The organism is Imperialibacter sp., assembly GCF_048007035.1.
GTDB lineage: Bacteria > Bacteroidota > Bacteroidia > Cytophagales > Cyclobacteriaceae > Imperialibacter.
Genome location: NZ_CP180355.1, coordinates 2194111 through 2220281, shown reverse-complemented (window position 1 = coordinate 2220281; position 26171 = coordinate 2194111). Strand labels below are relative to the sequence as shown.

At 46.1% G+C, this 26171-nt stretch carries 26 protein-coding genes; 9 read left to right on the top strand and 17 right to left on the bottom strand.

The window, feature by feature from the left end; translation table 11 throughout:
- Positions 1–194 precede the first annotated feature (194 nt).
- Complete coding sequence (locus ACMVP2_RS09775; protein WP_339785471.1) at positions 195–1160, top strand: calcium/sodium antiporter; 966 nt, start codon at positions 195–197, stop codon at positions 1158–1160.
- Here ACMVP2_RS09775 and ACMVP2_RS09770 read toward each other — a convergent pair whose 3' ends face one another.
- Complete coding sequence (locus tag ACMVP2_RS09770; protein WP_416867564.1) at positions 1161–3155, bottom strand: monovalent cation:proton antiporter-2 (CPA2) family protein; 1995 nt, start codon at positions 3153–3155, stop codon at positions 1161–1163.
- A 160-nt stretch (positions 3156–3315) separates the two neighbouring features.
- Between ACMVP2_RS09770 and ACMVP2_RS09765 the strand changes: the two genes are divergently transcribed.
- Positions 3316–3993 (top strand): GIN domain-containing protein, encoded by a 678-nt coding sequence (locus tag ACMVP2_RS09765; protein ID WP_339785466.1) that lies wholly within the window; start codon positions 3316–3318, stop codon positions 3991–3993.
- Between the two features lie 25 nt (positions 3994–4018).
- Here the strand turns inward: ACMVP2_RS09765 and ACMVP2_RS09760 are convergent, their stop codons facing one another.
- The 4 genes from ACMVP2_RS09760 to ACMVP2_RS09745 form a co-directional block, all read right to left on the bottom strand.
- Positions 4019–5545 carry a sodium:solute symporter family protein gene (locus ACMVP2_RS09760; protein WP_416867563.1) on the bottom strand — a complete coding sequence of 509 codons (1527 nt, stop codon included), beginning with the start codon at positions 5543–5545 and terminating at the stop codon, positions 4019–4021.
- Between the two features lie 5 nt (positions 5546–5550).
- Positions 5551–5676: a hypothetical protein gene (locus ACMVP2_RS09755; RefSeq protein WP_339785459.1), complete on the bottom strand. Its 126-nt coding sequence runs from the start codon at positions 5674–5676 to the stop codon at positions 5551–5553.
- A gap of 9 nt (positions 5677–5685) precedes the next feature.
- Positions 5686–7170 carry an acyl-CoA synthetase gene (locus ACMVP2_RS09750; RefSeq protein WP_416867562.1) on the bottom strand — a complete coding sequence of 495 codons (1485 nt, stop codon included), beginning with the start codon at positions 7168–7170 and terminating at the stop codon, positions 5686–5688.
- 94 nt (positions 7171–7264) lie between these two features.
- Positions 7265–8044, bottom strand: a complete 780-nt coding sequence (locus tag ACMVP2_RS09745; protein WP_416867561.1) for an alpha/beta hydrolase-fold protein — start codon at positions 8042–8044, stop codon at positions 7265–7267.
- Between the two features lie 120 nt (positions 8045–8164).
- On the opposite strand from ACMVP2_RS09745, the gene ACMVP2_RS09740 reads away from it, so the two are divergent.
- On the top strand, positions 8165–8920 hold the full coding sequence (locus tag ACMVP2_RS09740; protein ID WP_339785452.1) for an NUDIX hydrolase: 756 nt from the start codon (positions 8165–8167) through the stop codon (positions 8918–8920).
- A 43-nt stretch (positions 8921–8963) separates the two neighbouring features.
- Here ACMVP2_RS09740 and ACMVP2_RS09735 read toward each other — a convergent pair whose 3' ends face one another.
- The 3 genes from ACMVP2_RS09735 to ACMVP2_RS09725 all read right to left on the bottom strand — a co-directional run bounded on the left by ACMVP2_RS09735 (position 8964) and on the right by ACMVP2_RS09725 (position 10391).
- Entirely contained in the window at positions 8964–9488 is a 525-nt protein-coding gene (locus ACMVP2_RS09735) for a DinB family protein (protein WP_339785449.1), read from the bottom strand.
- Between the two features lie 88 nt (positions 9489–9576).
- The gene (locus tag ACMVP2_RS09730) at positions 9577–10101 is read right to left on the bottom strand and encodes a GNAT family N-acetyltransferase (RefSeq protein ID WP_416867560.1); all 525 of its coding nucleotides are present in this window, start codon (positions 10099–10101) and stop codon (positions 9577–9579) included.
- A complete protein-coding gene (locus ACMVP2_RS09725; RefSeq protein ID WP_416867559.1) occupies positions 10098–10391 on the bottom strand; it encodes a hypothetical protein in 294 nt (97 codons plus the stop codon). Before ACMVP2_RS09725 ends, ACMVP2_RS09730 begins: the two co-directional genes overlap by 4 nt.
- Before the next feature lie 276 nt (positions 10392–10667).
- On the opposite strand from ACMVP2_RS09725, the gene ACMVP2_RS09720 reads away from it, so the two are divergent.
- The 3 genes from ACMVP2_RS09720 (at position 10668) to ACMVP2_RS09710 (ending at position 16179) form a co-directional block, all read left to right on the top strand.
- Positions 10668–11654 carry a MoxR family ATPase gene (locus tag ACMVP2_RS09720; RefSeq protein ID WP_339785442.1) on the top strand — a complete coding sequence of 329 codons (987 nt, stop codon included), beginning with the start codon at positions 10668–10670 and terminating at the stop codon, positions 11652–11654.
- A 195-nt stretch (positions 11655–11849) separates the two neighbouring features.
- Positions 11850–13124, top strand: a complete 1275-nt coding sequence (locus tag ACMVP2_RS09715) for a hypothetical protein (RefSeq protein ID WP_416867558.1) — start codon at positions 11850–11852, stop codon at positions 13122–13124.
- Between the two features lie 244 nt (positions 13125–13368).
- Positions 13369–16179, top strand: a complete 2811-nt coding sequence (locus ACMVP2_RS09710) for a TonB-dependent receptor domain-containing protein (protein ID WP_416867557.1) — start codon at positions 13369–13371, stop codon at positions 16177–16179.
- 115 nt (positions 16180–16294) lie between these two features.
- Here the strand turns inward: ACMVP2_RS09710 and ACMVP2_RS09705 are convergent, their stop codons facing one another.
- The 5 genes from ACMVP2_RS09705 to ACMVP2_RS09685 all read right to left on the bottom strand — a co-directional run bounded on the left by ACMVP2_RS09705 (position 16295) and on the right by ACMVP2_RS09685 (position 19774).
- Positions 16295–16744, bottom strand: a complete 450-nt coding sequence (locus ACMVP2_RS09705) for a hypothetical protein (RefSeq protein ID WP_339785435.1) — start codon at positions 16742–16744, stop codon at positions 16295–16297.
- Between the two features lie 85 nt (positions 16745–16829).
- A complete protein-coding gene (gene arsB / locus ACMVP2_RS09700) occupies positions 16830–17882 on the bottom strand; it encodes an ACR3 family arsenite efflux transporter (protein WP_416867556.1) in 1053 nt (350 codons plus the stop codon).
- Positions 17883–17885: 3 nt separating this feature from the next.
- Positions 17886–18497, bottom strand: a complete 612-nt coding sequence (locus ACMVP2_RS09695; protein WP_416867555.1) for a protein-tyrosine-phosphatase — start codon at positions 18495–18497, stop codon at positions 17886–17888.
- A 22-nt stretch (positions 18498–18519) separates the two neighbouring features.
- Positions 18520–19404 (bottom strand): arsenite methyltransferase, encoded by an 885-nt coding sequence (locus ACMVP2_RS09690; RefSeq protein WP_416867554.1) that lies wholly within the window; start codon positions 19402–19404, stop codon positions 18520–18522.
- A gap of 49 nt (positions 19405–19453) precedes the next feature.
- Complete coding sequence (locus ACMVP2_RS09685) at positions 19454–19774, bottom strand: ArsR/SmtB family transcription factor (protein WP_416867553.1); 321 nt, start codon at positions 19772–19774, stop codon at positions 19454–19456.
- A 101-nt stretch (positions 19775–19875) separates the two neighbouring features.
- On the opposite strand from ACMVP2_RS09685, the gene ACMVP2_RS09680 reads away from it, so the two are divergent.
- Positions 19876–20331, top strand: a complete 456-nt coding sequence (locus ACMVP2_RS09680) for a DinB family protein (protein ID WP_416867552.1) — start codon at positions 19876–19878, stop codon at positions 20329–20331.
- A 9-nt stretch (positions 20332–20340) separates the two neighbouring features.
- On the opposite strand, the gene ACMVP2_RS09675 is transcribed toward ACMVP2_RS09680, so the two are convergent.
- From ACMVP2_RS09675 to ACMVP2_RS09660, 4 genes are all read right to left on the bottom strand, one after another.
- On the bottom strand, positions 20341–20976 hold the full coding sequence (locus ACMVP2_RS09675) for a nucleotidyl transferase AbiEii/AbiGii toxin family protein (RefSeq protein ID WP_416867551.1): 636 nt from the start codon (positions 20974–20976) through the stop codon (positions 20341–20343).
- Positions 20966–21220, bottom strand: coding sequence for a DUF6922 domain-containing protein (locus ACMVP2_RS09670; protein WP_416867550.1), 255 nt, complete (start codon positions 21218–21220; stop codon positions 20966–20968). Before ACMVP2_RS09670 ends, ACMVP2_RS09675 begins: the two co-directional genes overlap by 11 nt.
- A gap of 308 nt (positions 21221–21528) precedes the next feature.
- Positions 21529–23130: a peptide chain release factor 3 gene (locus ACMVP2_RS09665; protein WP_339789902.1), complete on the bottom strand. Its 1602-nt coding sequence runs from the start codon at positions 23128–23130 to the stop codon at positions 21529–21531.
- Positions 23131–23259: 129 nt separating this feature from the next.
- A complete protein-coding gene (locus ACMVP2_RS09660; RefSeq protein WP_416867549.1) occupies positions 23260–24003 on the bottom strand; it encodes a hypothetical protein in 744 nt (247 codons plus the stop codon).
- 107 nt (positions 24004–24110) lie between these two features.
- On the opposite strand from ACMVP2_RS09660, the gene ACMVP2_RS09655 reads away from it, so the two are divergent.
- Both ACMVP2_RS09655 and ACMVP2_RS09650 read left to right on the top strand, forming a co-directional pair.
- Complete coding sequence (locus ACMVP2_RS09655) at positions 24111–25034, top strand: TIGR01777 family oxidoreductase (RefSeq protein ID WP_416867548.1); 924 nt, start codon at positions 24111–24113, stop codon at positions 25032–25034.
- A gap of 113 nt (positions 25035–25147) precedes the next feature.
- Positions 25148–26140, top strand: a complete 993-nt coding sequence (locus tag ACMVP2_RS09650) for a lytic transglycosylase domain-containing protein (RefSeq protein WP_416867547.1) — start codon at positions 25148–25150, stop codon at positions 26138–26140.
- The last annotated feature ends 31 nt before the right edge of the window (positions 26141–26171 follow it).

The window sequence follows — 26171 nt, the reverse complement described above, 5'->3', positions numbered from 1 at the left end:
CTACCTCAAATTCAACTATAACTACCGTAAATCGGCCATTTGAGGTTTTTTGATATAGTTCACAACAATTTTTTGTAAACTGACAAGGAGGTTACTTTTATTACGCACGCAAGTATTTAGTACTATTAGAGGAATTAGTTTAATTATTCTTTTGTGGGGAATATGCTGCAGGGGAGCCATCAACTGGACTACTTATGTTAACGTACTTACTTTTTGTGCTGGGTTTTCCAGCGCTGATTAAAGGGGCTGATTTGCTGGTTGAAGGAGCCTCTTCACTTGCGAAGCGATTCAATATTTCGGATTTTATTATTGGGCTGACGATTGTGTCCTTTGGCACGTCCATGCCGGAGTTGATAGTCAATATTTTTGCCAGCCTCGACGGTAATGCAGACATTGCTGTTGGTAATATCATAGGAAGTAACATCTCCAACATTCTGCTCATACTGGGCATATCATCCATTATCTGCCCCCTGCCCATCCAGCGAAATACAGTACTTTCCGAGATTCCATTTTCTTTAACAGCCACTCTTTTGGTGGCGTATTTAGCCAATGCTGCGCTGTTCGGAGACCCGGGTACATTGAGCATCAGTAGGTGGGATGGATTGATTTTGCTTACTTTCTTTGCTTTGTTCATGGCGTATATTTTTAAGATAGCCGGGGAAAACAAAGAGCAGGAATTGGAGTCTACAGAGAAAGTAGAAATTATGCTGCTGCCAAAGTCGATACTTTATATAGGCATTGGCATCGGGGGCTTGTTTCTCGGCGGAAAATGGGTGGTAGATGGGGCCGTGGCGATGGCCGAGTACTTTGGTATGTCGCAAACGTTCATTGGCCTTACTATTGTGGCGATTGGCACTTCCCTTCCTGAGCTGGTTACTTCCGCCATGGCTGCTTACAAGGGCAACACAGATATAGCCGTCGGTAATGTAGTTGGTTCCAACATATTTAACCTGCTTTGGATACTAGGCATCAGTGCCACTATCAAGCCCTTGCAGTTCTCCCTGATCAACAACGCCGACATACTGGTGCTGATCGTCGCCAGTGCCTTGATGATCCTGTCTCTTACCACAGGGAAACGAAATGCCATAGACAGGGTGAACGGAATTGTTTTTGTTCTCCTTTATGTAGGCTACATAGTTTACCTTGTTTACAGGGGCTAGTCAAACCTTTACCTTCTGATTGAGCTTCAGGATGTTACCGGGTTTGCCAAACACATACAGCCTGTCGTCGAGCTTTATTTCCGTGTCTCCGTCTATGTCGGTAAGCAGCTCTTGCCCCCTTTGGATGGCCAGAATGAAGAGCTTGTAGCGGCTTTTTATTCTCGATTCTGCAATGCTTTTTCCGACGATTGATTTATCCTCCCGTTCCAATACAACACATGCCATCTCCAGGTCCTGAATGCTGAGATTTTTTGCTGCCTGTTCGGTTCTCATTAGAGGGCTGCGGAGCATTTCATAGCTACCTGAGCGAACCTCCTGTGTAAAGGCCTCAATCTCATTTAGCGGAACCAGGTAGTGCCGAAGTACCCGGGTAAAAATTTCAATGGAGGTTTCAAATTCCTCCGGAATAACCTCGTCAGCTCCAAGCTTTTTCGACTCTTCAATTTCGTTGATGTAGCGGGTGCGAACAATGATATGCACCGTGTTGGAGAACTCTCTGATCTTAGCGACTATTCGTTTGGTAGAAGAAGGATCCGATATGGCGATGACCACCACCCGGGCTGACTGAATCTGGACGTGCCTTAAAATCACATCATCGCTGGCGTCTCCATATATTATCGGCTCTCCTCTTTCTTTTTCCTGTTTAACAGTAGCCGGGTTCATTTCAACGATGGCGTAAGAAATAGCGGCCTTTCTTGCTGCTTTCGCTACATTTTTACCGTTGATACCGTACCCAATGATCACCAGATGATCCTTCAGTTCATGCTCGTCAGGCTCTTCTGTTTCAACATCCGACGACAGCGCCTGAATCTTTCTTACCAGCGGGTTCGGCGTTTTGCTATGCACCACATCGGTAATTTTGGAAGCGTAACTGAGAATGAATGGCGTAAGTCCCATGGTGATCAGCGACACACTAAGAAAATACTGATACGTCAATGGGCTGAGAATTTGGTTTTCGATGCCTGTTGCCGACAACAGGAAGGCAAATTCTCCTACCTGACAGAGCATGAGGCCGGAAAGAATAACCGTTCGGAAGGGATACCTGAGCAGCACCGCCCCGAAGCCTGCAATCAGCGCCTTTCCAAAAAGTGTTAGAAAAGTTAAAAGTAAGACAACGCTAAGGTGGTCAAAAAGGAATTTGAGATCGAGCAGCATTCCGATCGACACAAAAAAGAAGCTGATAAATATTTCTCTGAAAGGCAGAATATTGGCAGTGGCCTGGTGGCTGTAGTCTGATTCTGAAATGATGAGACCAGCAAAGAATGCACCCAGGGCCAGCGACAGACCAATGGAGGACGTAAGCCAGGCTGTAGCAAAGCAGATGACAATTATCGTCAGAATAAAAAGTTCACGACTTTTTGCCTGGGCCACCCTGAAAAGCAGTTTTGGAACAATATAGCGGGCCATGATTAGCACCAGACCGACTACCGCAATTACTTTTAGTAATAAAATGAGAATGGTTTCACCAATATTTCCGGTTTTACCGGCGATGATTGGGGTAAAAAGTATCATCGGAACGACAATGATGTCCTGAAAAATCAGAATGCCCAGGGCAATGCGGCCGTGAGGGGTATTGATCTCGCCTTTTTCCTGTAGCAGCTTCAGCACGATGGCGGTGGAGCTTAACGATACGAGAAAGCCTGCAAAAATCGACTCCTTGAAGGACAGCCCAAACATGTAAACAATGCCAAATGTGACCAAAATGGTGCCGGCCACCTGCACGGTTCCGCCAACAAATACTGTTTTCCTTATAGATGTTAAATGTTTGAAAGAAAACTCCACACCAATGACAAAAAGCAGGAAAATCACACCAATCTCCGACAGCATCTCCACTTCGTGAGAGGCCTGAATGAGCCCCATGCCGTGGGGCCCGGCCACCATGCCAGTAGCTAAAAGGCCTAAAATGGACGGCAGCTTAAAGCGGTTGAAGATGAGGATCATCAGCACGGAAATGCCAAGGATGATGACTATTTCAGTAAGAATCGGTATCTGCATAGTGGTTTTGTTGGGCGCAAATTACTAAAAGCTGGGGCAAGGAAGTTGGCGTGAGTGAAATAGTTCAGTGTCAGTTGGTGACAAAAATTGACATAAATTAACGCAAGGGTGACACTCGCTTTACTTGTTATGATCATATTGAAGTTAAATCTCCACCACTATGAAACTACTCTCAGCCTTTTTTATTGGCGTTAGCCTTCTGGGTGCTGCACCCTCAATGTCGCAGTCAAACGATTATGTAGCTCATGAAAAGGACTTTGGCCACTACACCTCCCTGGTTGTCGATGTTCAGGCCAATATTGAGGTGGATGCCAGTCAGCCTTCTCACGGCACTTTGGTGGTGTCAGAGGCTGATTTCGAGAACCTTAAATGGGAGCTGCTGGGAGAAACGTTGATTATTTCTGCGAAGGAAGGCAAGTCTGTGGCTGGCCCGATTAATTTGAAGCTCGGTTCCCCTAACCTGGCACGTATCGAGTCGACACAGGAGTCTATCATCTATATGCATCACGTAAGCGGAGAAAGCTTGAGCCTGGATTTACTCAAGGGTACTGTAAAGCTTGAAGGAAAAGTGGAAAACCTGCATGTGATGGCCGAGAAGGGCAGACTGTATGGATCAGGGCTTGAGTCAAAGAGTGCAGAAGTGAGGATTTGGGATGAGGGCTCTGTCGTCATACATGCAACCGAATCGCTGGAGATAGAAGCAACTAACAATGGGAGAGTTATTTACAATGGCTCTCCATCCAAAGTGATTAAGAACACGGGCAGTGGTGGTGTGATCATGTCAGAAGAGGCGTTGCAGCAACAGCGGGAAGTCGAGTATGTGAATTTTGGGGTTTAGGCAGCTTAAACAGGGCAGTTATTCTCTATTTTCTGTCGGCAAACACTAATTGTAAATGCTCACCTTCGGGCATTCGTTTCGCTGTCAATTTACTAGCCACCACGTACACCAGGAAAGAAACTACGAAAGCCGGAAAGACCTCATGCACCTGTTCCATGCCTTCAAAATTGAACCGGATTCCGAAGCGCCAGATCACATTCACCACCATACCAGCCACCATGCTGGATAGCGCTCCAATGTCGGTGCCCCAGCGCAGGTAAAGGCCGCCAAAGATGGTGGGGAAAAAGCTGGCAGCAAAGACCGATCCTGCAAAGGAAGACATTTCTACCACGCCCGCCGGAGGGTATAGTGTGAAAAGGAACACCACTACGCAATAGCCGAGCATGGCCCACTTGGTGCGCCTCACAATCTTTTGTTCCTCCATCGGCTTCCAGATATTCCAGATGTCTTTGACAATAGAGGTGCCTGCGATAAACGTGACAGAGGCTAGCGAGGACATGCCTGCAGCAAAAAGCCCCATCATACAAATGCCACTTACTGTTGGGCTATTGAGCTTGTTGAACATTACGCCAACAACTTCATCCGTATTGTTGATGAGATAGGCAGCCTCTTCATCACTCACCATCACATGCACCAAAGCCCCCACGCACATTACACAAATCAGCGAAATACCAAGGAAAATAGGCGTCCAGGTCATGGCAAACTTCATGCTGGCTTTGTCCTTGATGGAGTAAAACCGGATAATCAGCTTCGGGTCGGACACCTGCTTCATGCCTATGGTGAGGCCTATCGCAATGATATAGTACATGCTGGCTACTCCCCCAAACGTCATCATGCCGTCGCCAATAGGGGTGCCATCGGGCGTTACATGCCGGAGGTTGGCGAGCTTCTCCATTAACGGTGAATAGCCACCTGCAAAATAGAAAGGAATAATGAGCATGATAATGGCCACAAGGAACATGAGGATGCCCTGTATGGCATCTGTCCACATCACACCGTACATGCCGCCCGCCATGGTATAGCCACAGGTGAAAAAGATGAGGATAAACGCACCCAGGCCATAGTCGACTTCCAGCACGGTATTCAGCAAGTTAGCGCCGCCTTTGGCAATGCCGGTCATGTACCAGAGTGTAGCAAAGAGAATAATGAAGGAAGACAGCACCCTGATGCTCCTGGAGAGGTTGCTTTGGTAGCGCAGGTGAAAATAATCCGGCACCGTTACTGACTTTAGCCGAATGGACTGACTACGCATTCTGGGACCCATCACCAGCCAGGAAATCATGCAGAATACTACCCAAAACAGCGCTACATAGGCCCACGAAAGGCCGTATTTGAAAGACTCTCCTGCCTGACCGATGTAGGTGCTGGTACTAATGAATGTAGAGAAAAAGGCCAGGGACACTACCCAACCCGGGATTTTTCGGTTGGCCAGATAATACTCATTTACATTTTGAGAGGCCCTCTTCTGAAAGTGCCAGCCGATGTAGATAATAAGTCCTACATAAACCGCAATTAAAAGGAGCGTGAGCCCGTGTTGTGATAAGTAGTCCATGTTGATCAGTGCCCCACGGGGTTGTTGGTGTCATCGTCTTTGATACGATCGCTGAAACTGGATACCAGAAAGCTATTAAGTACAAGGAGTAAAAGCATCATCCAAAATGGAAAGCTGATCCAGAAGCTCATAATGTTGGGTTAGGTGTTGAAAAGCTTTTTCACGTCGTTTTTTGTCACTTTGCCCATTGCATTTCGGGGAAGCTCTGAAAGTGACAGGTATTTTCTCGGTACCCGGTAGCCCGGCAGGCGGGCTTTGAGCCAGGAGGTGAGTTCTTCAGTGTCGAGCGAGGAGTCACCAACAATGGCAGCGGCCACTATTTCCCCCCATTCTTCATCGGGAAGGCCAACTACGGCGCAATCGCTGACGGCCGGATGGCTTCTGAGTACTTCTTCAATTTCCAGAGCCGATATTTTGTATCCACCGGATTTAATGATATCCACTGAATTCCTGCCAAGAATTTTGTAGTAGCCATGTTCAACCTCGGCAATATCACCTGTTTTGAACCAACCATCGCTCGTGAAAGATGCTATCGTGGCCTCAGGCCTTCGCCAATAATCTTTGAAGACATTTGCTCCCTTTACCTGAATTTCACCGGGTACAGTAGTGTTTTCCAGTTCAATGTTTGCCTCATCCGCCAGCCTGATATTGACTCCTGGCAGCGGTAGTCCAATAAATCCAGCTTTTCTTTCGCCCACATAGGGATTGCTGATGGCCATGCCAATCTCGGTCATGCCGTAGCGCTCCAGCAGGCGGTGGCCGCTTATTGTTTCCCATTTTTCCATTACCGAAACTGGCAAGGCGGCAGAGCCCGACACCATTAGCCGAAACTTCTTCATTGCAGCGGTGAGCTGTTGCTGTTCACCCTCATCAAGGCTTTCAAAATGGGCAATGAGCTTGAAATAGATGGTGGGCACTGCCATGAACACATTGAGCCTGCCGGCTGCAAATAGGCCGAACACTTTTTCCGCAGAAAAAGAGGGCAAGAACTCACAGACCGCCCCTGACCATAAAGCGCAGCTAACTACGTTGATGATGCCGTGCACGTGGTGCAGTGGCAGAATGCATAACGTGTGATCAGCAGAAGTCCAGCCCCAGGCGGCCACGAGCGTTGAAATTTGTGCTTCCAGATTGGCATGCGTTGTTACCACCCCTTTGGGTAGGTTGGTGGTGCCACTGGTATACAGAATCATCGCCCGGCGAGACTTGTCAATTTCAGGTAGTTCTGCTGGCTTGCGATCGTTCTCAGGCTCCAGCACTATGAACCTAATGGTTTTATCTTCTGCATAGCCTTGCAAAACCTCTCTGAAGGAAGGCGACACCACGATAGCCGAGGCCTCGGTGTCTTCAATGACGTATTGAAGGGAAGGAAGCGGATGTGTGATACAAAGTGGCACCGCAATGCCTCCCGCCTGCCAAATACCCCATTGCACCCTGACGTAGTCAAAACCGGGTTCCACAAGAAAGGCAATTCGCTGTTCCTTTAAATCAGAAGTCCTATCCAGAAGGAGAGCGGCAAGCTGCTGAGAAGCAAAAAGAAGCTGTTGGTAAGTGCATGAGCCGCCATTTGATACAATGGCAGTTTTCTGAGCGTAAATTTTAGCCTTTTGAAAGAGTTGTAGCATTGAGTAGGTTCCAGACTAACAACATAAGTAAAATTGACCCGACCAACAAGTGTTCACCTCTCTTGGCGACGGCTTGGTTTGATCAGGGTAAAAGCTACCTGCTTTTTGAAAACATCCAAGGAAACAGATCAGGCTCAACATAAGCATTTTCCCAACTATTGTGATTGACACCCGGGTATTCTGTGTACTGCACATCGGCCCCCATCTCCCTCAGCTTTTCGTTAAGTTTCCTTGAATTGTCGACGGCAATCACGCCATCCACACTGCCATGGAATAGCCAGAAAGGTATTTTTGACTGTTTTTTCGAGTAGGCATTGAGGTCGGCACCCCCGCACACGGCAGCAATAGCAGCGAACATTTTTGGATAGCGATACACAGCCTCCAACGACCCCATGCCTCCCATGGAGAGCCCGGTGATATAGACACGCTTGCTATCGACAGACTCACTTTTCATCACGCTTTTCGTAAGGTCAATGGCCAGTTGTAAACCTTTGGTGATGTCGTAGCCATAGTTGAAATCAAGCTCCAACGGATACTTGGTTCGTTCAAACTTTACCGATGCCCAGTAGCTATCTTCGGGGCACTGCGGTGCTATAACGATACAGGGAAACTTGCTTCTGTTTTCAGGCTCCAGAAAGGCTTTCACTCCATTCACCAGTTGCTTTTCATTGTCAGTGCCTCGTTCTCCCCCACCATGGAGAAACAGCACCAAAGGGTACTTTTTAGTCTTGTCATAGTTTTCCGGATACAAAATCCGGTAGGGCAGCACGTCGCCTTTTTCGCTGATAAACTCTTTTTTCTCAAAAAGAGAGAAGTCCTGCGATTTTGCCTTAAATGACGTGAGCAGTATGATCAGCACAACTAATTTCTTCATAACTTTTGTCGGTAGTATTTTAAAATGTGTATTAGTGACACAACCTACAGTTTTCTTTTTAAACTTGAATGATGTAATATTCTTTTTCTTACTTGCCGGATTGATTGAATACGTTAGAAAATGTCGGAATTTCTGGATATAGCTGCTGAAAAATACCACCCCGGTCTTTCGGTAGATTGTGTGATTTTTGGGTTTCACGAAAATGAACTGAAGGTGCTGCTGCTGAAAATGAAGCACACCTCCAAATGGGCGTTGCCCGGAGGTTTCGTAGAGAAGAATGAGCATATTGACCTGGCGGCGATTAGAGTGCTGGAGAACAGAACCGGGTTGAAGGATATTTTCCTAAAACAGTTCTACACGTTTGGGGATCCGGACAGGCATGATCACGAAATGGATCTTGAGCTTTTCAAACAAAGTGGCCGTGATCCGGTGAAGGATCACTGGTTTTTGCAGCGCTTTATTACCGTGGGGTACTATGCCCTCATAGAATTTTCGAAGGCAAGCCCAAGGCCCGATGATATTTCCGACGCCTGCGAATGGAAAAGCGTTGACGAGCTGCCCGACATGATACTTGATCACCGGGAGATAGCGGATAAAGCGCTGGATACTTTACGGTTTCAAATCAACTACCAGCCTATTGGCCACAGGTTGCTTCCGGTTAAGTTTACGATGCCAGAGCTTCAGAAGTTGTATGAGACTATTTTGGGGAAAGAACTGGACCGAAGAAATTTTCAACGAAAGATGCTTGCTTATGGCATTTTGAAAGACCTGGGGGAGAGAAGAAAAGGGGGTGCCCACAAAGCGCCTTATCTCTATAGCTTTGATGTAAAGAAATACAACGCTGCCTTGAAAATTGGGTTGAAAGGAAGCTGGTAAAAACCTTACTAAGCCGCAAGGCTTAGTAAGGTTTTAAAAAGTATTAAAATAACTTCTCGTTCGGCGGAGTGGCACCAGCCAGCCGGATATATGGTGTAGTTTGACCCCTGTGGTGTGTTTGATGTTCAAAGGCTTTGCCGAAGGCTACCTCCCGGGTCATGTCCATCCCAAAAAGACTAACCGTTTCTGCCATTTGAGCCGCAGTCATTCCTTTCAGTGCATTGATCACGAAATCATAACTGTCCGACACCATTTTCACGGTGACTTCTTTCGATTTCCCGGCTGATTTTTCTGCGCCTCCTCTTTCAACAGGGCTAGCTGTTCCGGTGATTCCCGCAGTAAAACCGAAGTTCGCATCCGCCAGGTGCAGAAGCTGCTGCTCGAACGACCTGATCTCAGGTGTAGGCTTGTAGCCATACTTGTCTGCTGGCATCGCTTCCAGGTATTCCAAAGTGAAGGCCTTGGCTCTTTCCCATTCTTTCACAAGGAAGGCCGGGTCAACGGCAAAGCATTTGCTTGAAGCCACAAGGGCTAGCAATGCGAAGGTGAGTAAAAAGTTCTTTTTCATGGTGGTAGGAATTTAGTAAGGGTATGAAAATACGCTTTTTCAAATTATTAACGTAAGCTCCTGAATATTTTAAAGTTATCTATTCAGCTCAACCCAGTGACAGCTTCATCAGAAGGTCTGTTTGCGGATCGTTTCCCAACATAAAGGTGTGACTACCAAATTGCTGGAAGCCATGCCGTTTGTAAAACCGGATAGCACCGTCATTTTTCTCCCACACGCCCAGCCACAGGTAAGGGAATTGCCTTTTTTTACCAGTATTGATGGCAAAGTCCAGTAGCTGTTGCCCTATTCCTTTCCCCTGATGCTCCGGCATTACATAAATGCGTTGCAGTTCGATGCCTGGCTCTGTAGCGATGTCCGTTTGCGCTGCGCCATGATTAAGCTTGATATAACCGACAACTTCCTCGCCCGTGATGGCAAAGTAAAACTCCGACCCCTCAGTACCCAGTTCCTTTTTCGTTTGCTGCAGTGAAAAGGCCTCTGCCATATAGGCTTCGAAATCCTCCGGGTCGTTGAGGTGCTGAAAGCCCACCCGAAAGGTAAGCTCTGCTACTTTAAGCAATGTCTCGGCCCTGTCGGCTCCGACTCTTTCGAATGAGATATTTTTGCTCATGCTAAGTCCAGCAAAGCTTTCACGATGTTCTCCCATTCTTCGTCAAGGGTCAATTTTGGTCTCACCTTGCCAGCTCGCCGGTACCAATAGTCAGCGTTCCAAACATCACCTTCTTTGCGGTGAAGATAGGCGTGCACCCAGGCGGCATTTTCACTCTCCAGATCCTGAACTGTTTCGTGCGACTTGTCCCAGCTGCCCTTTCCGTCCCACCAGAGCCCTTTTAATTCTTCACTCAAGTTCAACGGTGGAGCTTGCTCGTGAATGGATACCTTGTATTCGTCGAAAGTCATAGTTGCAATTTACCTGTTTCGAAAATATGTGTTCAATAGCTGCCAGTCAATTAATTGTTGAATCAAATCCACCTTACATGAAATGCTGGTTGTTGCGGTGCATCGGGGACTCGCCAAACCTATCGCTTTCAATATTATAACCGTTTTTAACATTAATTAACACTTCCACGTAAACCATGTTTGTTTATGTATACAGGGTTGAGGTAACTTAGCCGTTTGTTAAAGCGTCAGGAGTTCAACAATACATAGTTTACATCCAGGAAAAGTTTGTGCATAATGGAAACATCGACAACAGATCTTAAAAGAGAGCACCAGGAGAAAATAAAGAAGGTAATAAGTGAGGTTGGAAAAGTAGTAGTCGGTCAGGAGTACATGATCAACAGGCTGTTGATTGGCTTGTTTACCAACGGCCACATCCTGCTCGAAGGTGTGCCTGGCCTTGCAAAAACACTTACGGTAAATACGCTGGCTAATGTGCTGCATCTTGACTTCAAAAGAATCCAGTTTACCCCCGACTTGCTGCCCGCCGACCTTGTGGGTACCATGATATACAATCAACAGAAGGCTGATTTTGAAGTGAAGAAGGGCCCTATTTTTGCCAACATAATCCTGGCAGATGAGGTCAACCGATCGCCCGCTAAGGTGCAATCGGCGTTGCTGGAAGCCATGCAGGAAAAGCAGGTGACCATTGGGGAAACCACTTTCCACCTGGACAGGCCTTTTTTGGTGCTGGCCACTCAGAACCCAGTGGAGCAGGAAGGCACCTACCCATTGCCAGAGGCCCAGGTTGACCGTTTCATGCTGAAAGTAAATATTGAGTACCCTACCAAGGCCGAAGAGCTAGAGATTATGCGCAGAATGGCGAATATGAGCTTTAATGCCAAGGTGGATACGGTGCTTTCCAAAGAAGACATTTTTGCGATCCGTGATGAAATCAACCAGGTTTCTATTTCCGAGTCACTTGAAAAATATATTGTGGAGCTGGTCTTTGCCACAAGAACGGCGGCAGACAATGGTCTTAAAGACTTTGCCGGCTATATCCAATTTGGAGCTTCTCCCAGAGCTTCCATCAACCTGAACCTTGCGGCCAAGGCCATCGCTTTTTTCGATGAGAGAGATTATGTGTTACCGGAAGATATCAAGGAAATAGCCAGCGACGTGCTCAACCATCGTATTCTTCTTAACTATGAGGCGGAGGCTGATGGAATTACTACTCAGCAGATCGTCAAAGAATTGCTCAACAAAGTATCTATAGGTAAATAAGCGACTCAATAGCTTACTGCTAAGCCCATATTGATTTACCCCTGCGACGTAACACCACGTTAACAAACGTCACGCAGGGGTAATTTTTTTAAAATTAGTTTAATCATATCGTAACATCGCTTTTCCTCCCTTTTAACATTAAGTGCTCAACTTTGCGGCTCAAAGACTTTTGAAATCAAAAAACAAAGTTGAACCATGAACAAGATCTTATCATTACTTTTTATGGCGGGCGTTTTAGTGTTCGCATCATCATGTGGCGGCGACGATGAGCCAGAGCCGGAAAAAACAACGGAAGAAAAAATTGCTGATGCGGTTGCTGCTTCTCAAACGGCCGTAAGTGCAAAGGCTTCTTCAGACGCATCTGCAACGGGTGTTACTGATGCTTCGGTATTCGACGATTGGACGCTGGCTTTTGTCAAAGGTCAACTGGGAGGCACTGATCAGACTCCATCTGAGCCATCAGCTGAGGCTACTGTAGTTAAAGTATCTGCTAACATCTCTGAAGATACTGAATGGACAAAAGACAAAGTGTATCAGTTGGACGCCCGTGTTACCGTTCTTGATGGCGTGACGCTAACAATCGAAGCCGGAACAATCATTAAAGGTAATGCCGAGCTGACCGGAGCTAACGCTGCCGTGCTAATGATTGCCAGAGGCGGAAAGCTTATGGCCGAAGGTACTGCTGAGGAGCCTATCATTATGACTTCAACCGACGACAACATTCAGCCGGGAGACCTTTCGGGCACTACTTTGACCGAAAGCGATCGGGGTAAATGGGGTGGATTAGTAGTCTTGGGCAAAGCGCCTGTAAGTGCCAAGACTGAAGACCCTCAGATTGAAGGTGTTGACGCAGCTGACACTAACGGAAGATACGGAGGAACCGCCGCTGATGACAACTCAGGAGTTATTAAGTATGTTTCGATCCGCCACGGTGGCGCTGAAATCGCTGCCGGAAGTGAAATTAATGGACTTACCCTCGGTGGTGTGGGAACTGGCACAACAATCGAAAACATTGAAGTTTATTCTAACTCTGACGATGGTATCGAATTTTTCGGGGGTACTGTAAATGTTAAGAGTGTGCTTATATACACTGTTGGTGATGATGGTCTTGATGTGGATCAGTCATACGCTGGAACTATAGACAACTTCGTTGTGTACGTTAGCTCTGACTCTGACAAAGGATTGGAAATCGACGGCAGAGAAGGCAGCTTGGATAAATCATTCACTATCAAAAACGGGACTATTGAGAGTGTTGGCGGAAAAGCTACAACAGCTGACTTCAAAGCCAAAGCCAAAGCTACAGTTACCAACGTGGTCTTGAAGAGTGGCAAAGTAATATTGTCCGCTTCATTCGATACAGAAACATACGAGGAGACTGAAGATGCGGCTTCTAACACAGCTGCTGGTTCACTTGTATTCTCTAAAGTTTCAACTTCAGCGTTTGAAGTATACACTAAGAGCTTCGATTGATAATAGTCGAAGCGAACTTATAGAAGATAATTCATAAATAAGACTCGTACTGAAAATGGTAGTTGTGGTGTTCCACGGCTACCTTTTTTGTTTTTCCATACTGACACCACTCGATTCAATATTACGGAAATGTTATCAAATCCTCACTTTCGAGTCTTTTTATTAAAAAACTGATAAAGTTCCCCTAATCAGTTCTAGCCGTGTCGGTGTCTACCTTTGCAGCGAATTAATTTTGAGTCTATTTATGAAGAAGTTCTTTATTGTTGCGCTGGCGGTTTGTATCTCCTCGTCGGCATTTTCTCAAACCGGGTTTTTAAGAGGTAAAGTTTACGACCAAATCTCCGGTGAGGCATTGTTTGGGGCGGCTGTTATCAAGAAGGGCACTACCACTGGTGCCGTTGCCGATTTCGATGGCAACTTTTCATTGACCCTTGAGCCAGGCACCCATACCATCGAAGTGCAATTCGTCTCTTATCAGTCCAAAACTATCGAAGGCGTTGAAATAGTTGCTGGGCAAACTACCACACTCGACATTCCTATCAGTGAGGATGTGACCGAACTTGAGTCGGTCGTAGTTACTGCTGAAGTAATCAAAAACAACGATGTTGGTTTGCTGTCTGTTCAAAAGAAGTCTATCAACACCATGGATGGCATTTCTTCTGCTTCTTTCAGAAGAGTAGGTGATAGCAACCTGTCTTCAGCCATGAACAGGGTGACTGGTGTGACCATTCAGGGTGATAAGTATGTGTACGTACGTGGCCTGGGTGACAGGTACACAAAGACGTCGCTGAATGGGATGATCATCCCTGGCCTCGACCCAGATAGAAACGATGTGCAAGTGGATCTATTCCCAACAGGTGTGCTAGAGAATGTGATTGTTTACAAAACATTCACCCCAAATCTGGTAGGGGATTTTGCCGGAGGCCTGGTTAATATTCAAACCAAAGCTTTTCCTGAAGAAAAGACTAGTTCAGCTTCTTTAAGCTTTGGGTACAACCCGGCCATGCATTTCAATAGCAACGCCGTGTCATACAAAGGCTCATCTACTGATGCGCTGGGCTGGGACAACGGAGCAAGAGCGCTTCCAATATCAGCCAGCGCTTCTATTCCAACATTGCCTAATTCCTTTGTAGAAGAAACAACAAAGAAGTTCTCACCTCTTTTAGGAACATCCCGGTCTACCAACTTCATGAACACCAATTTTTCTCTGTCACATGGCAATCAGGTGCAGAAAAACAAAGTGACATGGGGCTACAACGCCATATTCAACTACACTAATACCAACACTTTTTACGAAGGTTTCACAAGAAAGCGGTTTGAAAAAGACCGTACTTCTGCTGAGGTTAGCCTCGAGAGGGACTTTACAGCCGTGGGTGATTTGAGCTCTAACAACGTGCTTTGGAGTGCATTGGGAACCCTGGCCGCTAAGGTTGATAATCACACCATTGGTACAAATATATTTCGTACGCAGAATGGCGTAAGCACTGCTTTGGATCGTGAGATAGACTTCACTACGCTGAACAACCCAACTCATATCCATAACGATATCCTTGCTTATACCCAACGCCAGATGACTAACAACATCTTGTACGGTAAGCATCAGTTTGGCAGGCTCCGGGTGGATTGGACAAACTCACTTTTATTTTCAGGAATTACCGATCCGGATTATCGTGATACCAGAATCAATGAAGATGACGACACCTATGCCTTCAGAAATGGTGGTGGCATTGACAGATTTTGGAGAGAGTTGAAGGAAACAAATGAAAGCTTCAAGGCAGACCTTACATACGATCTAAACGACAACAATAAGTTGAAGGCTGGAGCCATGGTGGCTTTGAAGTGGAGAGAATTCAAAGTGAATGCGTATAACTACGATCCACTTGAAGCATTTCAGATTGAGCAAAACGACGCTAACTGGTTGCTGACTGATGCTAATTTGTATTCTGCGGAAAACCCCAGAGGTCTGTATGTTCAAAACAACAGTAACGCCTACAACAACTACGATGGAAGCCAGTCTACATATGCTGCCTATGTGATGAATGAAATGAATATCACAAGCAAGCTGAAGTCGATTTATGGTGTGAGAGTAGAAAACGTCAAGATGTTCTATACTGGAATCCGATTAAATGAGGACAACTCCAGCCAGCTGGAAGAGAACACAAAAACATTGGACAAGACTAACTTGCTGCCGTCTTTGAACCTTGTATATGCACTACAGGAGAATATGAACCTGAGAGCGTCATTCAATAAAACGCTTGCCAGGCCATCTTTCAAAGAGAAGTCTTCGGCGTTTATCGAAGACCCTATCACCAGAATACAATTCTCTGGTAATTTGGACCTGAAGCAGGCACAAATACTCAACTATGACTTGAGATGGGAGTATTTCTTCACTCCGGGTGAAATGGTGTCAGCCTCAGTTTTCTATAAAGACTTTACTGATCACATCGCATTGGTTTTCTTCCCTAACAATCCAGGCCAGCTGAAGCCAAGGAATGTGGGCGAAGCCCAGGTGTATGGTGCTGAGTTTGAGGTAAGAAAAGACCTGAGCTTTATCACTCCTGCTTTGCAGAACTTCTCAATAGGCTCCAACGTGTCGATTGTGGCCTCACGGGTCAACAGAAAGACAGTAACTGTAAGTGAGCAGGGACAAACCGAATACGACAGCGAAGTGAGCTACAAAGGTGGCGATGCATCTTCTGTAAAACTTTACAGAGAAATGACTGGCCAATCGCCTTATGTCGTAAACGCTTACCTGTTGTATCAAAATGATGAAATTGGGTTTTCAACAAACTTGTCATACAACGTCCAGGGAGAAACGATCACTTTCATCGGCATATCTAATATTCCTGACGTTTACCAAAAGCCATTCAATAGCCTGAACCTGAACGTTACACAGCAGTTTGGAGGAAGCCGCCAGTCAGCGCTAAGCCTATCAGCAAAGAATCTGCTCAACGCAAAAGATCAGCAGGTGTATAAGTTTGGTGATCAGGAGGAGTTGTTCTCGCTATACATGCCGCAAAGACTCTTCTCTCTAAAGTATACTTACACTTTCTAATTTGATATTTGGGCAGTGCAGTTTAGCAGCCCACCAATGAAATAGAAATTATAAACGAGAAAGGGGAGCTCAGCTCCCCTTTTCTCGTTTAATAGTCTTTCGTCGGCAATTTTGCCTATTTCCTTCCGATGATGGTAACAGTAAAGTTGTCTACATTTTGCAGGCTGTCGTAGTGTGTGGCTGCGAAGCTAATGGCTTCAATTGGCGCCTGCATTTTTATCCAGCGTAGCACCTTTTCATCCGCCGACTTGGTGGGTTCCCCCAAGGCTTTTGCATTGAAAGCCTCTAGTGCTTCTTCTGAAAATGGGAGCCCATGAGGGCCTTTTACAGAAATGTAGCTGGCTTTGTTGTCTACATACTCGACCTCCACATTATACATCCTGAAATGCTGTGCAAGAGCGGGGCCTGCGAGTGTCTCGGTGGCATAAGTACTATCTGGTTTGCCTAAAATGGCCTCTACTTCCTCCGGAGAATGTCTTAAAATAGCTGGAGCATCTACAACTACCCTATGTTTGCAGCTAGCCAGCGAAAGAAGGACGAGTCCAAAAAATATACGCTTGTTCATGTTATTTGTGGTTTGGCGCAAAATAGAAAATCAGAGAGAAACTACACAGCTTCTGGTGGGAAATGGCTGCCAGGAATCCGTAACACTACGATGGTGTTGTTGTGTAGTATTTTCTTTTCAGCCAGAAAGCTACTCTTACCAAAAGGATCAAGGCAGGTACCTCAACCAGGGGTCCCACTACTCCGGCAAAGGCTTGTCCGCTGTTGAGCCCGAATACGGCGATAGCTACTGCAATCGCCAGTTCAAAATTGTTGCCAGTGGCGGTGAAGGCAATGGATACATTCTTATCGTAAGGTGCTCCAATAGCTTTACTGAAGAAGAAGCCAATGAAGAACATAATGGTGAAATACAGCAGGAGAGGAACGGCTATCCGAAATACATCGCCCGGAATCTGGACAATTATCTCACCTTTCAGGCTAAACATCACCAAAATGGTAAAAAGCAGTGCAATGAGTGTTAACGGAGCAATGGCAGGGATGAATTTTTGCGTGTACCAGCTTTCTCCTTTTAGCTTTACTAACGAAACTCTCGTTAACAACCCAGCGAGAAACGGAATACCGAGGTAAATCGCTACACTTTCGGCAATGGTAGCGATGGAAATGTCTACAATGGCCCCTTCAACACCAAAGAGGGGAGGAAGCACAGTAATGAAAACACAGGCATAAAAGCTGTAGCCAAACACCTGGAAAATGCTATTAAGCGCTACCAGCCCAGCTCCATATTCAGCGTTGCCTTCCGCTAAGTCGTTCCATACCAACACCATCGCAATGCACCGGGCCAGGCCAATCAGGATTAAGCCCACCATATACGCCGGGTAGTCCTTCAGGAAAACGACAGCCAATACAAACATCAGCATGGGACCTATGACCCAATTGAGGATAAGCGACCCAAAGAGTATTCGTGTATTGCGAAAAACACGTGGCAATAGCTTGTAGTTCACCTTTGCCAGCGGTGGATACATCATCAATATCAAGCCGATGGCGATCGGGATATTGGTAGAGCCACTGGAAAAAGAGTTGATAAAATCGGAACTCCTGGGAAACAGATACCCAATGGCAACGCCTATAGCCATTGCCAAAAAGATCCAAAGTGTAAGGTAGTTGTCCAGGAAGCCGAGCTTCTTCTTGATGGTGGCCAAAGCTTATTTGATTTGAGAGAATACGTAGAACATTTCGGTGGCGATTTGCTGGCAGCGCTCATCGTATTTGACAGCTTCTAACACAGTGTCGTCAAAAGCTTTTGGGTCGTCATACATCACAGGTATGCGAGCTTCGGTGCCAGGGATATACGGGCAGTTTTCCTCGGCGTGCGAGCAGGTCATCACAGCAGAAAAGTTGGTGGTGGCGTTGGCAGGGTCATCGTACAATTTTGAAAAGGCAGTGATCGGCTCACCATCTTCGGAATTGAAAATGAAGTAGACCGGATTGGTTTGCTTTTCCTTTTTAGTAACATGAAAGCCAGCCCGCTCAACTGCGGCTACAGCACGCTCATTGAAGGCTGTTACCTCCACTCCGCCCGAGTAGGTTTGCACATCAATGCCGTAGTAGTCGGCAGCAGTTTTAGCCCATATTTGTGAAAATTGGCTGCGGCGTGAATTGTGCGTGCAGATGAAATTCAACTTCACTTCCTTATGTTCTTTTTTTCTGGACTGTATATAGTCAATCAACTTTTGAAGAACAGCTTTTCTTTCTCCTGAGAGTTCACTCACAGGAAGTTGTTGTCGGTAGGCTTCAAGCCTCGGTAATAGTTGCATAGTAGTGTTAGACATTTTGATGTTAGCAGCAGCCCGAGCCAGGAGCGCAGGCATTGGCAGGAAGTTTATCTGTTTGTGAGGTGGCAATTTTGATAGACTCGCCGGGCTTTTGGGCGAAGACGGTAACACTGAAAATACCTGTAGAACCACTTTTGAAGGCTTCTACCTCTGCTTCGGATAAGTACTTGTTGAGAATGTCATTAGGGATAACTATAGCTTTCTGCTTTTGCACTAACACGTTTTCAAATCCCGTTGACTCGATGTAGCCAAGATACTCATCCTTTTGAATAGCACCAGCTACGCAACCAGCATACATTTCAGCGTCTTCCTGAAGAGCTTTTGGCAAGTCGCCTACGAGCACAATGTCTGAAATACTGAAATGGCCTCCTGGCTTGAGCGCCCGGTATATTTCTTTGATAACGTTTTGTTTGTTGGGCACCAGGTTTAGTACACAGTTGCTGACTATAACGTCCGCAACATTGTCTGACACGGGCATTTCTTCAATATCACCCTGGCGGAATTCGACGTTGTTGTACCCAAGCTTTTCAGCGTTGGCTCGTGCCTTTCTGATCATGGCGTCGGTAAAATCAATACCGATTACTTTGCCAGTTTCGCCGGTTTCGTGCCGGGCCAGAAAACAGTCGTTTCCAGCACCAGATCCTAAGTCAATAACCGTATCTCCTTTTTGGATTTTAGCAAATTGTGTAGGAAGCCCGCACCCCAAGCCAAGATCGGCTTCCTGAGCGTAGCCCTGCATTCCGGTGTAGTCGTCGGTCATGATATTATACACCTCGTTTGATGAACCACCCGCTCCGCAACATGAAGATTGGTTCACGGAGATGTCTTGCTCGGCGATCTTGCTGTATTTTTCACGAACTATTGTCTTAAGCTCCTCGGAGGTTTTCATATTTTCAGTTGTTTAATTGCAATATTACGATGCCTGTTGGCAAATTTTTTTAGCAGCAGAAGGGGTGTCGGTCAAACATCTTATTAAAAAGACCCTTTATTTCCGTCCAACGAACCGGATCAATGCAATAGCTTACAGAGACTCCCTCAATCGTACCTTTAATAATACCCATGTCTTTTAGCTCTCTCAAGTGCTGACTGATGGTGGCTTGTGCCAAACCCAACTCTTCCACCAGATCCCCATTGATACAAGCGTTGGTTTTGAGCAAATAATCAATGATCGCTAAACGGGCAGGATGAGCGAATGCCTTAGCAATAAGGGCCAGGTCATTTTGTTCAGCAGTAAAGAGATCAGTTTTAGTTACACCCATAACTTTTGATTACATTGCAATATTACGATTAATAAATTCATTTGTCAAATACCCCGGTAAAATTTTACCATTACATTTGTCAATAAGCTAAATAAAAACTTATGGCCACTGAAATCATGCTCCCGATTTGGCGAATGGGCCGAACCAGGCTCACCAACCAGTTGCCCTCGATTAGCTCCGAGAGCTTGCCGTTGAGAATCCATCCCGATAGCAATTCGATAGGCTGGCTACTCAGGCACATCGCAGAGGTGGAGCTGCTTTTTGCCAAAAATGTATTTGGAAGGCCTTTGCAGGTGAAGCTATCGACAGTCGGGCAGGGCATAAAGGACTTGGGGCACTTTACCAACCTTGAGGAACTCAAAGGGTTGCTCGACGAATCGGGCAGAGAGCTTGAAGCGGCCATTTTGGATCAGGAAGACGGAAGCTGGTCTACTGAGGTTACTACCCGGGAGTTTGGAACGATCACTAAGGCTGAGGCACTTTCACGCATCACTACGCACACCGCATGGCATGCAGGTCAAATGGCGATTATTAAAAAGTATGCTGTAGCCGGGTAGAAGCTTGCACTACCCGAAACGCTTTTTTGAATGCAACACAGCATCATTAATTCGTTTTTTTATTTCAGACAAGGGCAATTTTTCTTTCAGTTTGGGTGGGTCAATGGCAGGATCGATATCATCAAAGTAGTTGACTGACCTCAAAGCAATGAGCGGGTTGAAATTAGGGTACTTAGTAGTGTAGAAGGCGATCATTTCGTCCATAGAGAAATGCTCTAGCAGATAGTAGACATCAATAAAGTCCTTGAGCCGCTTCCCCGAGTTTGAAATGGCATTGAGCTTCATAGCGGCTATGTCCTCTTTCCCAAGAAACGTAATGCCCTCTTCCGTTATTGGAGGCTTCACTAGTGGATAGTTATGGCGGACGAAGTCTGTTTTCACCGAGTTGACTACCGTCAGAAGGGTTCCTTTTCTTTGAAAGGTTGGCGTTACCGAATACTTCTCACCTAAAAACTTTAGAAGTTCTTCGCCGTCAAATTCATTAACAGTAAACAAATCAATATCAATAGAATTGCGATGGCCAAGTTGAAGCGCCAAGGAAGTTCCTCCGACCAGATAAAAACCGTTCAACTCTGAAGAAGTTTGTAGCTGCCGTATTAAAGCGAAAGTCTCCGGTTTGACAATAAGTGGGTCTTTATGTAGCATCCAAAAAATCGGATTTAAGGAAGAATTTGGACCACTCCTTTTCTCGGGCACCCAGCTGAGCACTCCAGTCTATCGTTTCAAGTATCTTTTGCTCGCCATAATACCGAACGATCTCTCTCCATTCTTCGAGATTTCCTCTTTCCAGCACTCTTTCAATGACGATCTTGTATGACTTCTCATAGTTGAAAGTCTCAAGATCATATTCCCAAAGCAAATGGCCAGGCAAATTGGGTTTGGTGCTCATGACTTATTCAATCAGGGAAAAGTGTCGTTGAACAAAAAGTGTAAGCCTAATTTAACGTGAGTTCGATATAAAAATGCCGTTATTCCGGAAAATATTGGCCTAAAATTCAAATGGGCCAATATTTATCCGGAATCTCAAATGTCTTGTGGCGGAGATTGCGGATAATTTTCTTCAGATGAGAAAAATATCTGAAGAAAATTTCCGCAATGACGCCCCTCGGTGATGTTTTGTTACATTTTTATATCGAACTCACGTTAATTTACGAAAAGCGATATAACTAATGCGAAAAAGTTACCCGAAACGTTGGGTTAAGCCTCGCTATCTGCCATCCTGTTGTGCTCCGACTGAAAAGCAAAGTCGATTTCCGGATACTTCGAAATCATCACATCCAGCATACCTTTCGATTCCGCCAGATAAACGGGTAAACCATCTTTGTCCAGTGCGATAGAGTTGGCCTTAAAGTCAAGGAAGTCTTTCAGTTTGGCTGGGTTGTTGGAGCTGACCCAGCAGGCTTTGTACATCGGCATGGGGCGGAAACGACAGCTGGCCCCATATTCATGGAGCAGGCGATATTGAATAACGTCGAACTGGAGCTCACCCACTGTGCCTACGATTTTTCTATTGCCGGGCTGCTTGATAAACAGCTGTGCCACGCCTTCGTCGGTCAGCTGGTGAATTCCTTTTTCCATCTGCTTCGCTTTCATGGGGTCAGCATTTTCCAGTTCCCTGAAAATCTCCGGAGAAAAGCTGGGAATTCCCTTGTAAGTCATCATTTCACCTTCGCTCAGGGTGTCACCTATCTTGAAGTTGCCTGTGTCATAAAGACCCACTACGTCCCCGGGAAAAGCCGAGTCAATTGTTTCTTTGTCCTGAGCCATGAAGCTGGTAGGGTTGGCAAAGCGCACATTTTTGTTGAGCCTCACATGGTGATAAAACTTGTTACGCTCAAACACACCGCTGCATACCCTGAGGAAGGCGATCCTGTCACGGTGGCGGGGATCGAGGTTGGCATGTATCTTGAAAACAAAGCCTGAGAAGTTTTTTTCTGTGGGAAGCACCTCACGAAGGTTGGTGTTTCTTGGCAAGGGTGTTGGAGCAATTTCGATGAAGGTGTCGAGCAGCTCCTGCACGCCGAAGTTGTTCAAGGCACTGCCGAAAAAAACCGGAGCCAGAAGCCCGTCCAGATAGTTCTCCTTATCAAACGGCTCATAGGCCATTTCTACCAGCTCTGCATCTTCTCTCAACGTATCTGCATCTTTGCCTATGATTTCTTCCAATTTGGGGCTTTGGAGATCCGAAAATGATACAATGTCTCGCTCGACGGCAGTCTTGTTGGCATTGAAGAGGTTGAGATGCTTTTTATACAGGTTGTATACTCCTTTAAAATCCGAACCGTTGTTGATAGGCCAGCTGAGAGGACGCACTTTAATGCTCAGCTTGTCTTCCAGCTCGTCCATGAGCTCAAAAGGGTCTTTGCCTGGTCGATCCATTTTATTCACAAACACAATCACTGGCGTGTCTCGCATTCGGCACACACTCATGAGTTTTTCGGTTTGCTCTTCCACGCCCTTCACAGAGTCCACCACAAGTATCACACTGTCGACGGCCGTTAGCGTCCGGTAGGTGTCTTCTGCAAAGTCTTTGTGACCGGGAGTGTCCAGCAGATTGATCTTTATGCCTTTGTATTCGAAGCCCATCACCGAGGTAGCCACGGAAATACCACGCTGCTTCTCTATCTCCATAAAGTCGGAGGTGGCGGTCTTCTTAATTTTGTTGTTCTTAACGGCTCCGGCTGACTGAATAGCACCACCAAAAAGAAGTAGCTTCTCCGTCAAAGTGGTTTTCCCCGCATCGGGGTGACTGATAATGGCAAATGTTCTGCGGCGATCTAATTCTGCAGTGTTCTTCATACAACTCCTTAACTATTCGTGATTTACTCTGGATTTGGTGGATAAAAAGGCCTCATTCACAAAGATTTTGCAAATATAAGTCTTTAAAGACAAGGGATCGACATGCGCTGTGATAAATAGGAACTTACACTAGTGTCCGCTTTTTTGAATATAGTTCAGAAGGGTCTTTTTCAATGAGGCAATTTCCTTTTGGGAAGCATCCACTGCTGCCGCTTTCTCTGCTATCAGTTGTCCCAGCGTGTTGATGGCGGCCACCAGCTCTTCATCTTCAAAGGTAGTATCTTTATCGGCACTTCGGGCCTTCGACTTTTCCAGCTTAGCTATGAGCTTCTCTCTTTTTGCCACAGCCCTTTGGTGATCGGCGCTGGTTTTTCTGGCTTGTTTTTCGGCGGCAACTATCAGTTGCTGGATATAGTCACCATAGAATTTTGACTTAAACTCCTCCAGAAAATTCTTTGTCTGTTGCATGTACTCTTTCCGTGTCGACGCATCCATATTCACACTGTTCAGCACAAGCGTTAACCTGGAAGAATTACCATCAACCTTTATTTCGGAAAACATTTCTATTGGCACATTTGACGAGCCTTTTTCCGGCGGTACTGAAAGTTTCCAGTAAGTCTTTCGGTTTTTTACCCTGGCTACGGTTTTAAGGTACCGCCACCAGCCCTTTTTCAGGTTTTTTGGAGGGAAGTCGAACTGGGCAACATAACCAGCGTGCTTGTCGCTGCCAATTGTAAGCGAAGCCGATGTCACTGCCGGGCCGAAATCAGGTACGGCATTTGAGCTGGCCCCGGCATTTTTACTTTGAGCCCACAAGCCTCCTGCTGAAATGAAGATAATTAAAACAGAAAGCAGGAATATGCAGTTTTTCATTCAAACACCATTTCTTATCTAACGCAAATGTTGGCTAAAAATGCGTAATTAATACGGAAGTTGAAAAGTGAATTATACACAGATAACCAGCAGCAACTGCATCAAGAATGAGAGAGACAACGAAAGGCAAAATACTTGTGACGGGAGGAAGCGGCTTAATTGGCAGCCGGCTAAGTGAGTTGCTGACACAGGCAGGGTATGAAGTGGCCTGGCTGAGCAGATCCTCTGGAAAGGCCGACAAGTACAAAACCTATACATGGGATATTGGAAAGGGCGAGATACAAGATGGTGCCCTGGAAGGCGTTGAGGCTATTGTCCATTTGGCTGGTGCTGGTGTAGCTGATAAGCGCTGGACGGAAGCAAGGAAAAAGCTGATACTTGAAAGCAGAACTAAGTCGACGGCATTACTCATGGAAAAGCTCTCGGCCCTTGAGCGGAAACCGAAAGTATTTATTGGCGCCTCGGCGATTGGCTATTACGGTGCCGATACTGGCGACGCTATAATTGATGAGAAGTCACCAGCTGGTGACGATTTTCTTGCTCAGGTAGTCAAATCGTGGGAAGCATCATCAGCCCCCGTTGAAGGCATGGGAATCAGGAGGGTACTTATCCGGGTGGGGGTGGTGCTGAGTGCCAGTGGTGGTGCACTGCCGCAACTGCTGGCCCCGCTTAAATTTGGGTTCGGCGCTCCTTTGGGAACTGGCAAGCAGTGGATGAGCTGGATTCATATCGATGACCTTTGCCGCTTGTTTCTGGAAGCCATTGAGAATACTACTTACTCTGGAGTCTATAATGGAGTGAGCCCATCGCCGGTCACCAATAAAGAAATCACGAAGGAAGCCGCTAAAGTATTGAACAAACCGCTTTGGCTGCCGCCAGTGCCTGGCTTCGTTCTGAAAGTGGCGCTTGGTGAAATGGCGCAGATTGTCCTGGGTGGCAGTAAGATTTCTTCAGAAAAAGTGGATAAGATGGGATTCAAGTTTGATTATACCCACCACAACAGTGCTTTGAAGAACATTTTGCTGAAATAGCTTTTTGCCACTGCCAATGAGCAAATCATGTTTTCACCTTCGTTTTAATTGTGTCGATTTAAACGTATTTTTGCGTTTTGGCAATTCTGTACTGCCCCCAAGAACATAAGAGTATGCGTAAATTCATCATGTTGCAGCTTTGGCTCGGCATCCTTATCATCGGCGGTTATTTTGTTTACAAGCGCACCACGGGCAAAGATGAATACCTGACGCCGCCGCCCGCCTCCATGGAGACAGTGCCTTTGGAGGTGACGCTGCCCGACAACTATGTAAAAGTATTCGAACTGCCTGATACTTTGAGTTTCGCAGGAGAGCCAGTGCCGTTACATATGACCGATGTGAGGGAAAGACTTGACAGGGAAATACACGTCAACTCCTACTGGCACAGCAGTACTATCTTCCTTATCAAACGTTCCAATCGGTGGCTCCCGTTGCTTGAAGAGCTGCTCAAAGAAAATGGCATTCCTACAGATTTTAAGTATTTGTCAGTGATTGAAAGTGGCCTTGAGAATGTTGTTTCTCCAAGGCAGGCAGTAGGTTTCTGGCAAATAAGAGAAGGTACCGGAAATGATTTTGGCCTGGAAATTAACCGGGAAGTTGATCAAAGATATGATCCGATTGCCTCAACAGCCGCCGCAGCCAAATACTTGCTCAAAGCAAAAGAGAAGTTTGGGGACTGGACAAATGCAGCAGCCTCCTACAATATGGGGATGAAAGGTCTGTCAGATGAACTTGAAGAGCAGAAGACAAACTCCTACTACGACTTGCTCTTGAACGAAGAAACTTCCAGATACATGTTCCGTTTGTTGGCCATCAAAGAAATTCTTGAGCACCCCAAGAAGTATGGGTATGATATTCCGCAGGAGTTACTGTACCCTGTGATTCCGCTCGACACATTGCGGGTTACGGAAGACATACCTAGCCTCGTTGACTTTGCCCAGGCGAGAGGCTTGTCATACAAGGAACTCAGACTGCACAATCCGTGGTTAAGGAGGGGTGCTCTAAATGTCAGGAAAGGAAAAAGCTATTTGCTCAGGCTACCGAAGGGGCATCTTGAAGTACTGCCATCCAACAGTAAAGCCGATGCACTGAATTCCGGAAATTGATTTATTTAAAAACATTTTGTATCCATCAACA

Excerpts from the sequence above, each read along its gene's own strand:
- ACMVP2_RS09710 (WP_416867557.1), top strand. The coding sequence starts at position 13,369 with ATGAAGAAGTTCTTTATTGTTGCGCTGGCGGTTTGTATCTCCTCGTCG.
- ACMVP2_RS09725 (WP_416867559.1), bottom strand. The coding sequence starts at position 10,391 with ATGACTTTCGACGAATACAAGGTATCCATTCACGAGCAAGCTCCACCG.
- ACMVP2_RS09655 (WP_416867548.1), top strand. The coding sequence starts at position 24,111 with ATGAGAGAGACAACGAAAGGCAAAATACTTGTGACGGGAGGAAGCGGC.
- ACMVP2_RS09775 (WP_339785471.1), top strand. The coding sequence starts at position 195 with ATGTTAACGTACTTACTTTTTGTGCTGGGTTTTCCAGCGCTGATTAAA.
- ACMVP2_RS09735 (WP_339785449.1), bottom strand. The coding sequence starts at position 9,488 with ATGAAAAAGAACTTTTTACTCACCTTCGCATTGCTAGCCCTTGTGGCT.
- ACMVP2_RS09660 (WP_416867549.1), bottom strand. The coding sequence starts at position 24,003 with ATGAAAAACTGCATATTCCTGCTTTCTGTTTTAATTATCTTCATTTCA.
- ACMVP2_RS09770 (WP_416867564.1), bottom strand. The coding sequence starts at position 3,155 with ATGCAGATACCGATTCTTACTGAAATAGTCATCATCCTTGGCATTTCC.
- ACMVP2_RS09745 (WP_416867561.1), bottom strand. The coding sequence starts at position 8,044 with ATGAAGAAATTAGTTGTGCTGATCATACTGCTCACGTCATTTAAGGCA.
- ACMVP2_RS09680 (WP_416867552.1), top strand. The coding sequence starts at position 19,876 with ATGGCCACTGAAATCATGCTCCCGATTTGGCGAATGGGCCGAACCAGG.
- ACMVP2_RS09675 (WP_416867551.1), bottom strand. The coding sequence starts at position 20,976 with ATGCTACATAAAGACCCACTTATTGTCAAACCGGAGACTTTCGCTTTA.
- ACMVP2_RS09730 (WP_416867560.1), bottom strand. The coding sequence starts at position 10,101 with ATGAGCAAAAATATCTCATTCGAAAGAGTCGGAGCCGACAGGGCCGAG.
- ACMVP2_RS09765 (WP_339785466.1), top strand. The coding sequence starts at position 3,316 with ATGAAACTACTCTCAGCCTTTTTTATTGGCGTTAGCCTTCTGGGTGCT.
- ACMVP2_RS09720 (WP_339785442.1), top strand. The coding sequence starts at position 10,668 with ATGGAAACATCGACAACAGATCTTAAAAGAGAGCACCAGGAGAAAATA.
- ACMVP2_RS09670 (WP_416867550.1), bottom strand. The coding sequence starts at position 21,220 with ATGAGCACCAAACCCAATTTGCCTGGCCATTTGCTTTGGGAATATGAT.
- ACMVP2_RS09685 (WP_416867553.1), bottom strand. The coding sequence starts at position 19,774 with ATGGGTGTAACTAAAACTGATCTCTTTACTGCTGAACAAAATGACCTG.
- ACMVP2_RS09650 (WP_416867547.1), top strand. The coding sequence starts at position 25,148 with ATGCGTAAATTCATCATGTTGCAGCTTTGGCTCGGCATCCTTATCATC.
- ACMVP2_RS09755 (WP_339785459.1), bottom strand. The coding sequence starts at position 5,676 with ATGAGCTTCTGGATCAGCTTTCCATTTTGGATGATGCTTTTACTCCTT.
- ACMVP2_RS09705 (WP_339785435.1), bottom strand. The coding sequence starts at position 16,744 with ATGAACAAGCGTATATTTTTTGGACTCGTCCTTCTTTCGCTGGCTAGC.
- ACMVP2_RS09690 (WP_416867554.1), bottom strand. The coding sequence starts at position 19,404 with ATGAAAACCTCCGAGGAGCTTAAGACAATAGTTCGTGAAAAATACAGC.
- ACMVP2_RS09740 (WP_339785452.1), top strand. The coding sequence starts at position 8,165 with ATGTCGGAATTTCTGGATATAGCTGCTGAAAAATACCACCCCGGTCTT.
- ACMVP2_RS09760 (WP_416867563.1), bottom strand. The coding sequence starts at position 5,545 with ATGGACTACTTATCACAACACGGGCTCACGCTCCTTTTAATTGCGGTT.
- ACMVP2_RS09695 (WP_416867555.1), bottom strand. The coding sequence starts at position 18,497 with ATGCAACTATTACCGAGGCTTGAAGCCTACCGACAACAACTTCCTGTG.
- ACMVP2_RS09715 (WP_416867558.1), top strand. The coding sequence starts at position 11,850 with ATGAACAAGATCTTATCATTACTTTTTATGGCGGGCGTTTTAGTGTTC.
- ACMVP2_RS09665 (WP_339789902.1), bottom strand. The coding sequence starts at position 23,130 with ATGAAGAACACTGCAGAATTAGATCGCCGCAGAACATTTGCCATTATC.
- ACMVP2_RS09750 (WP_416867562.1), bottom strand. The coding sequence starts at position 7,170 with ATGCTACAACTCTTTCAAAAGGCTAAAATTTACGCTCAGAAAACTGCC.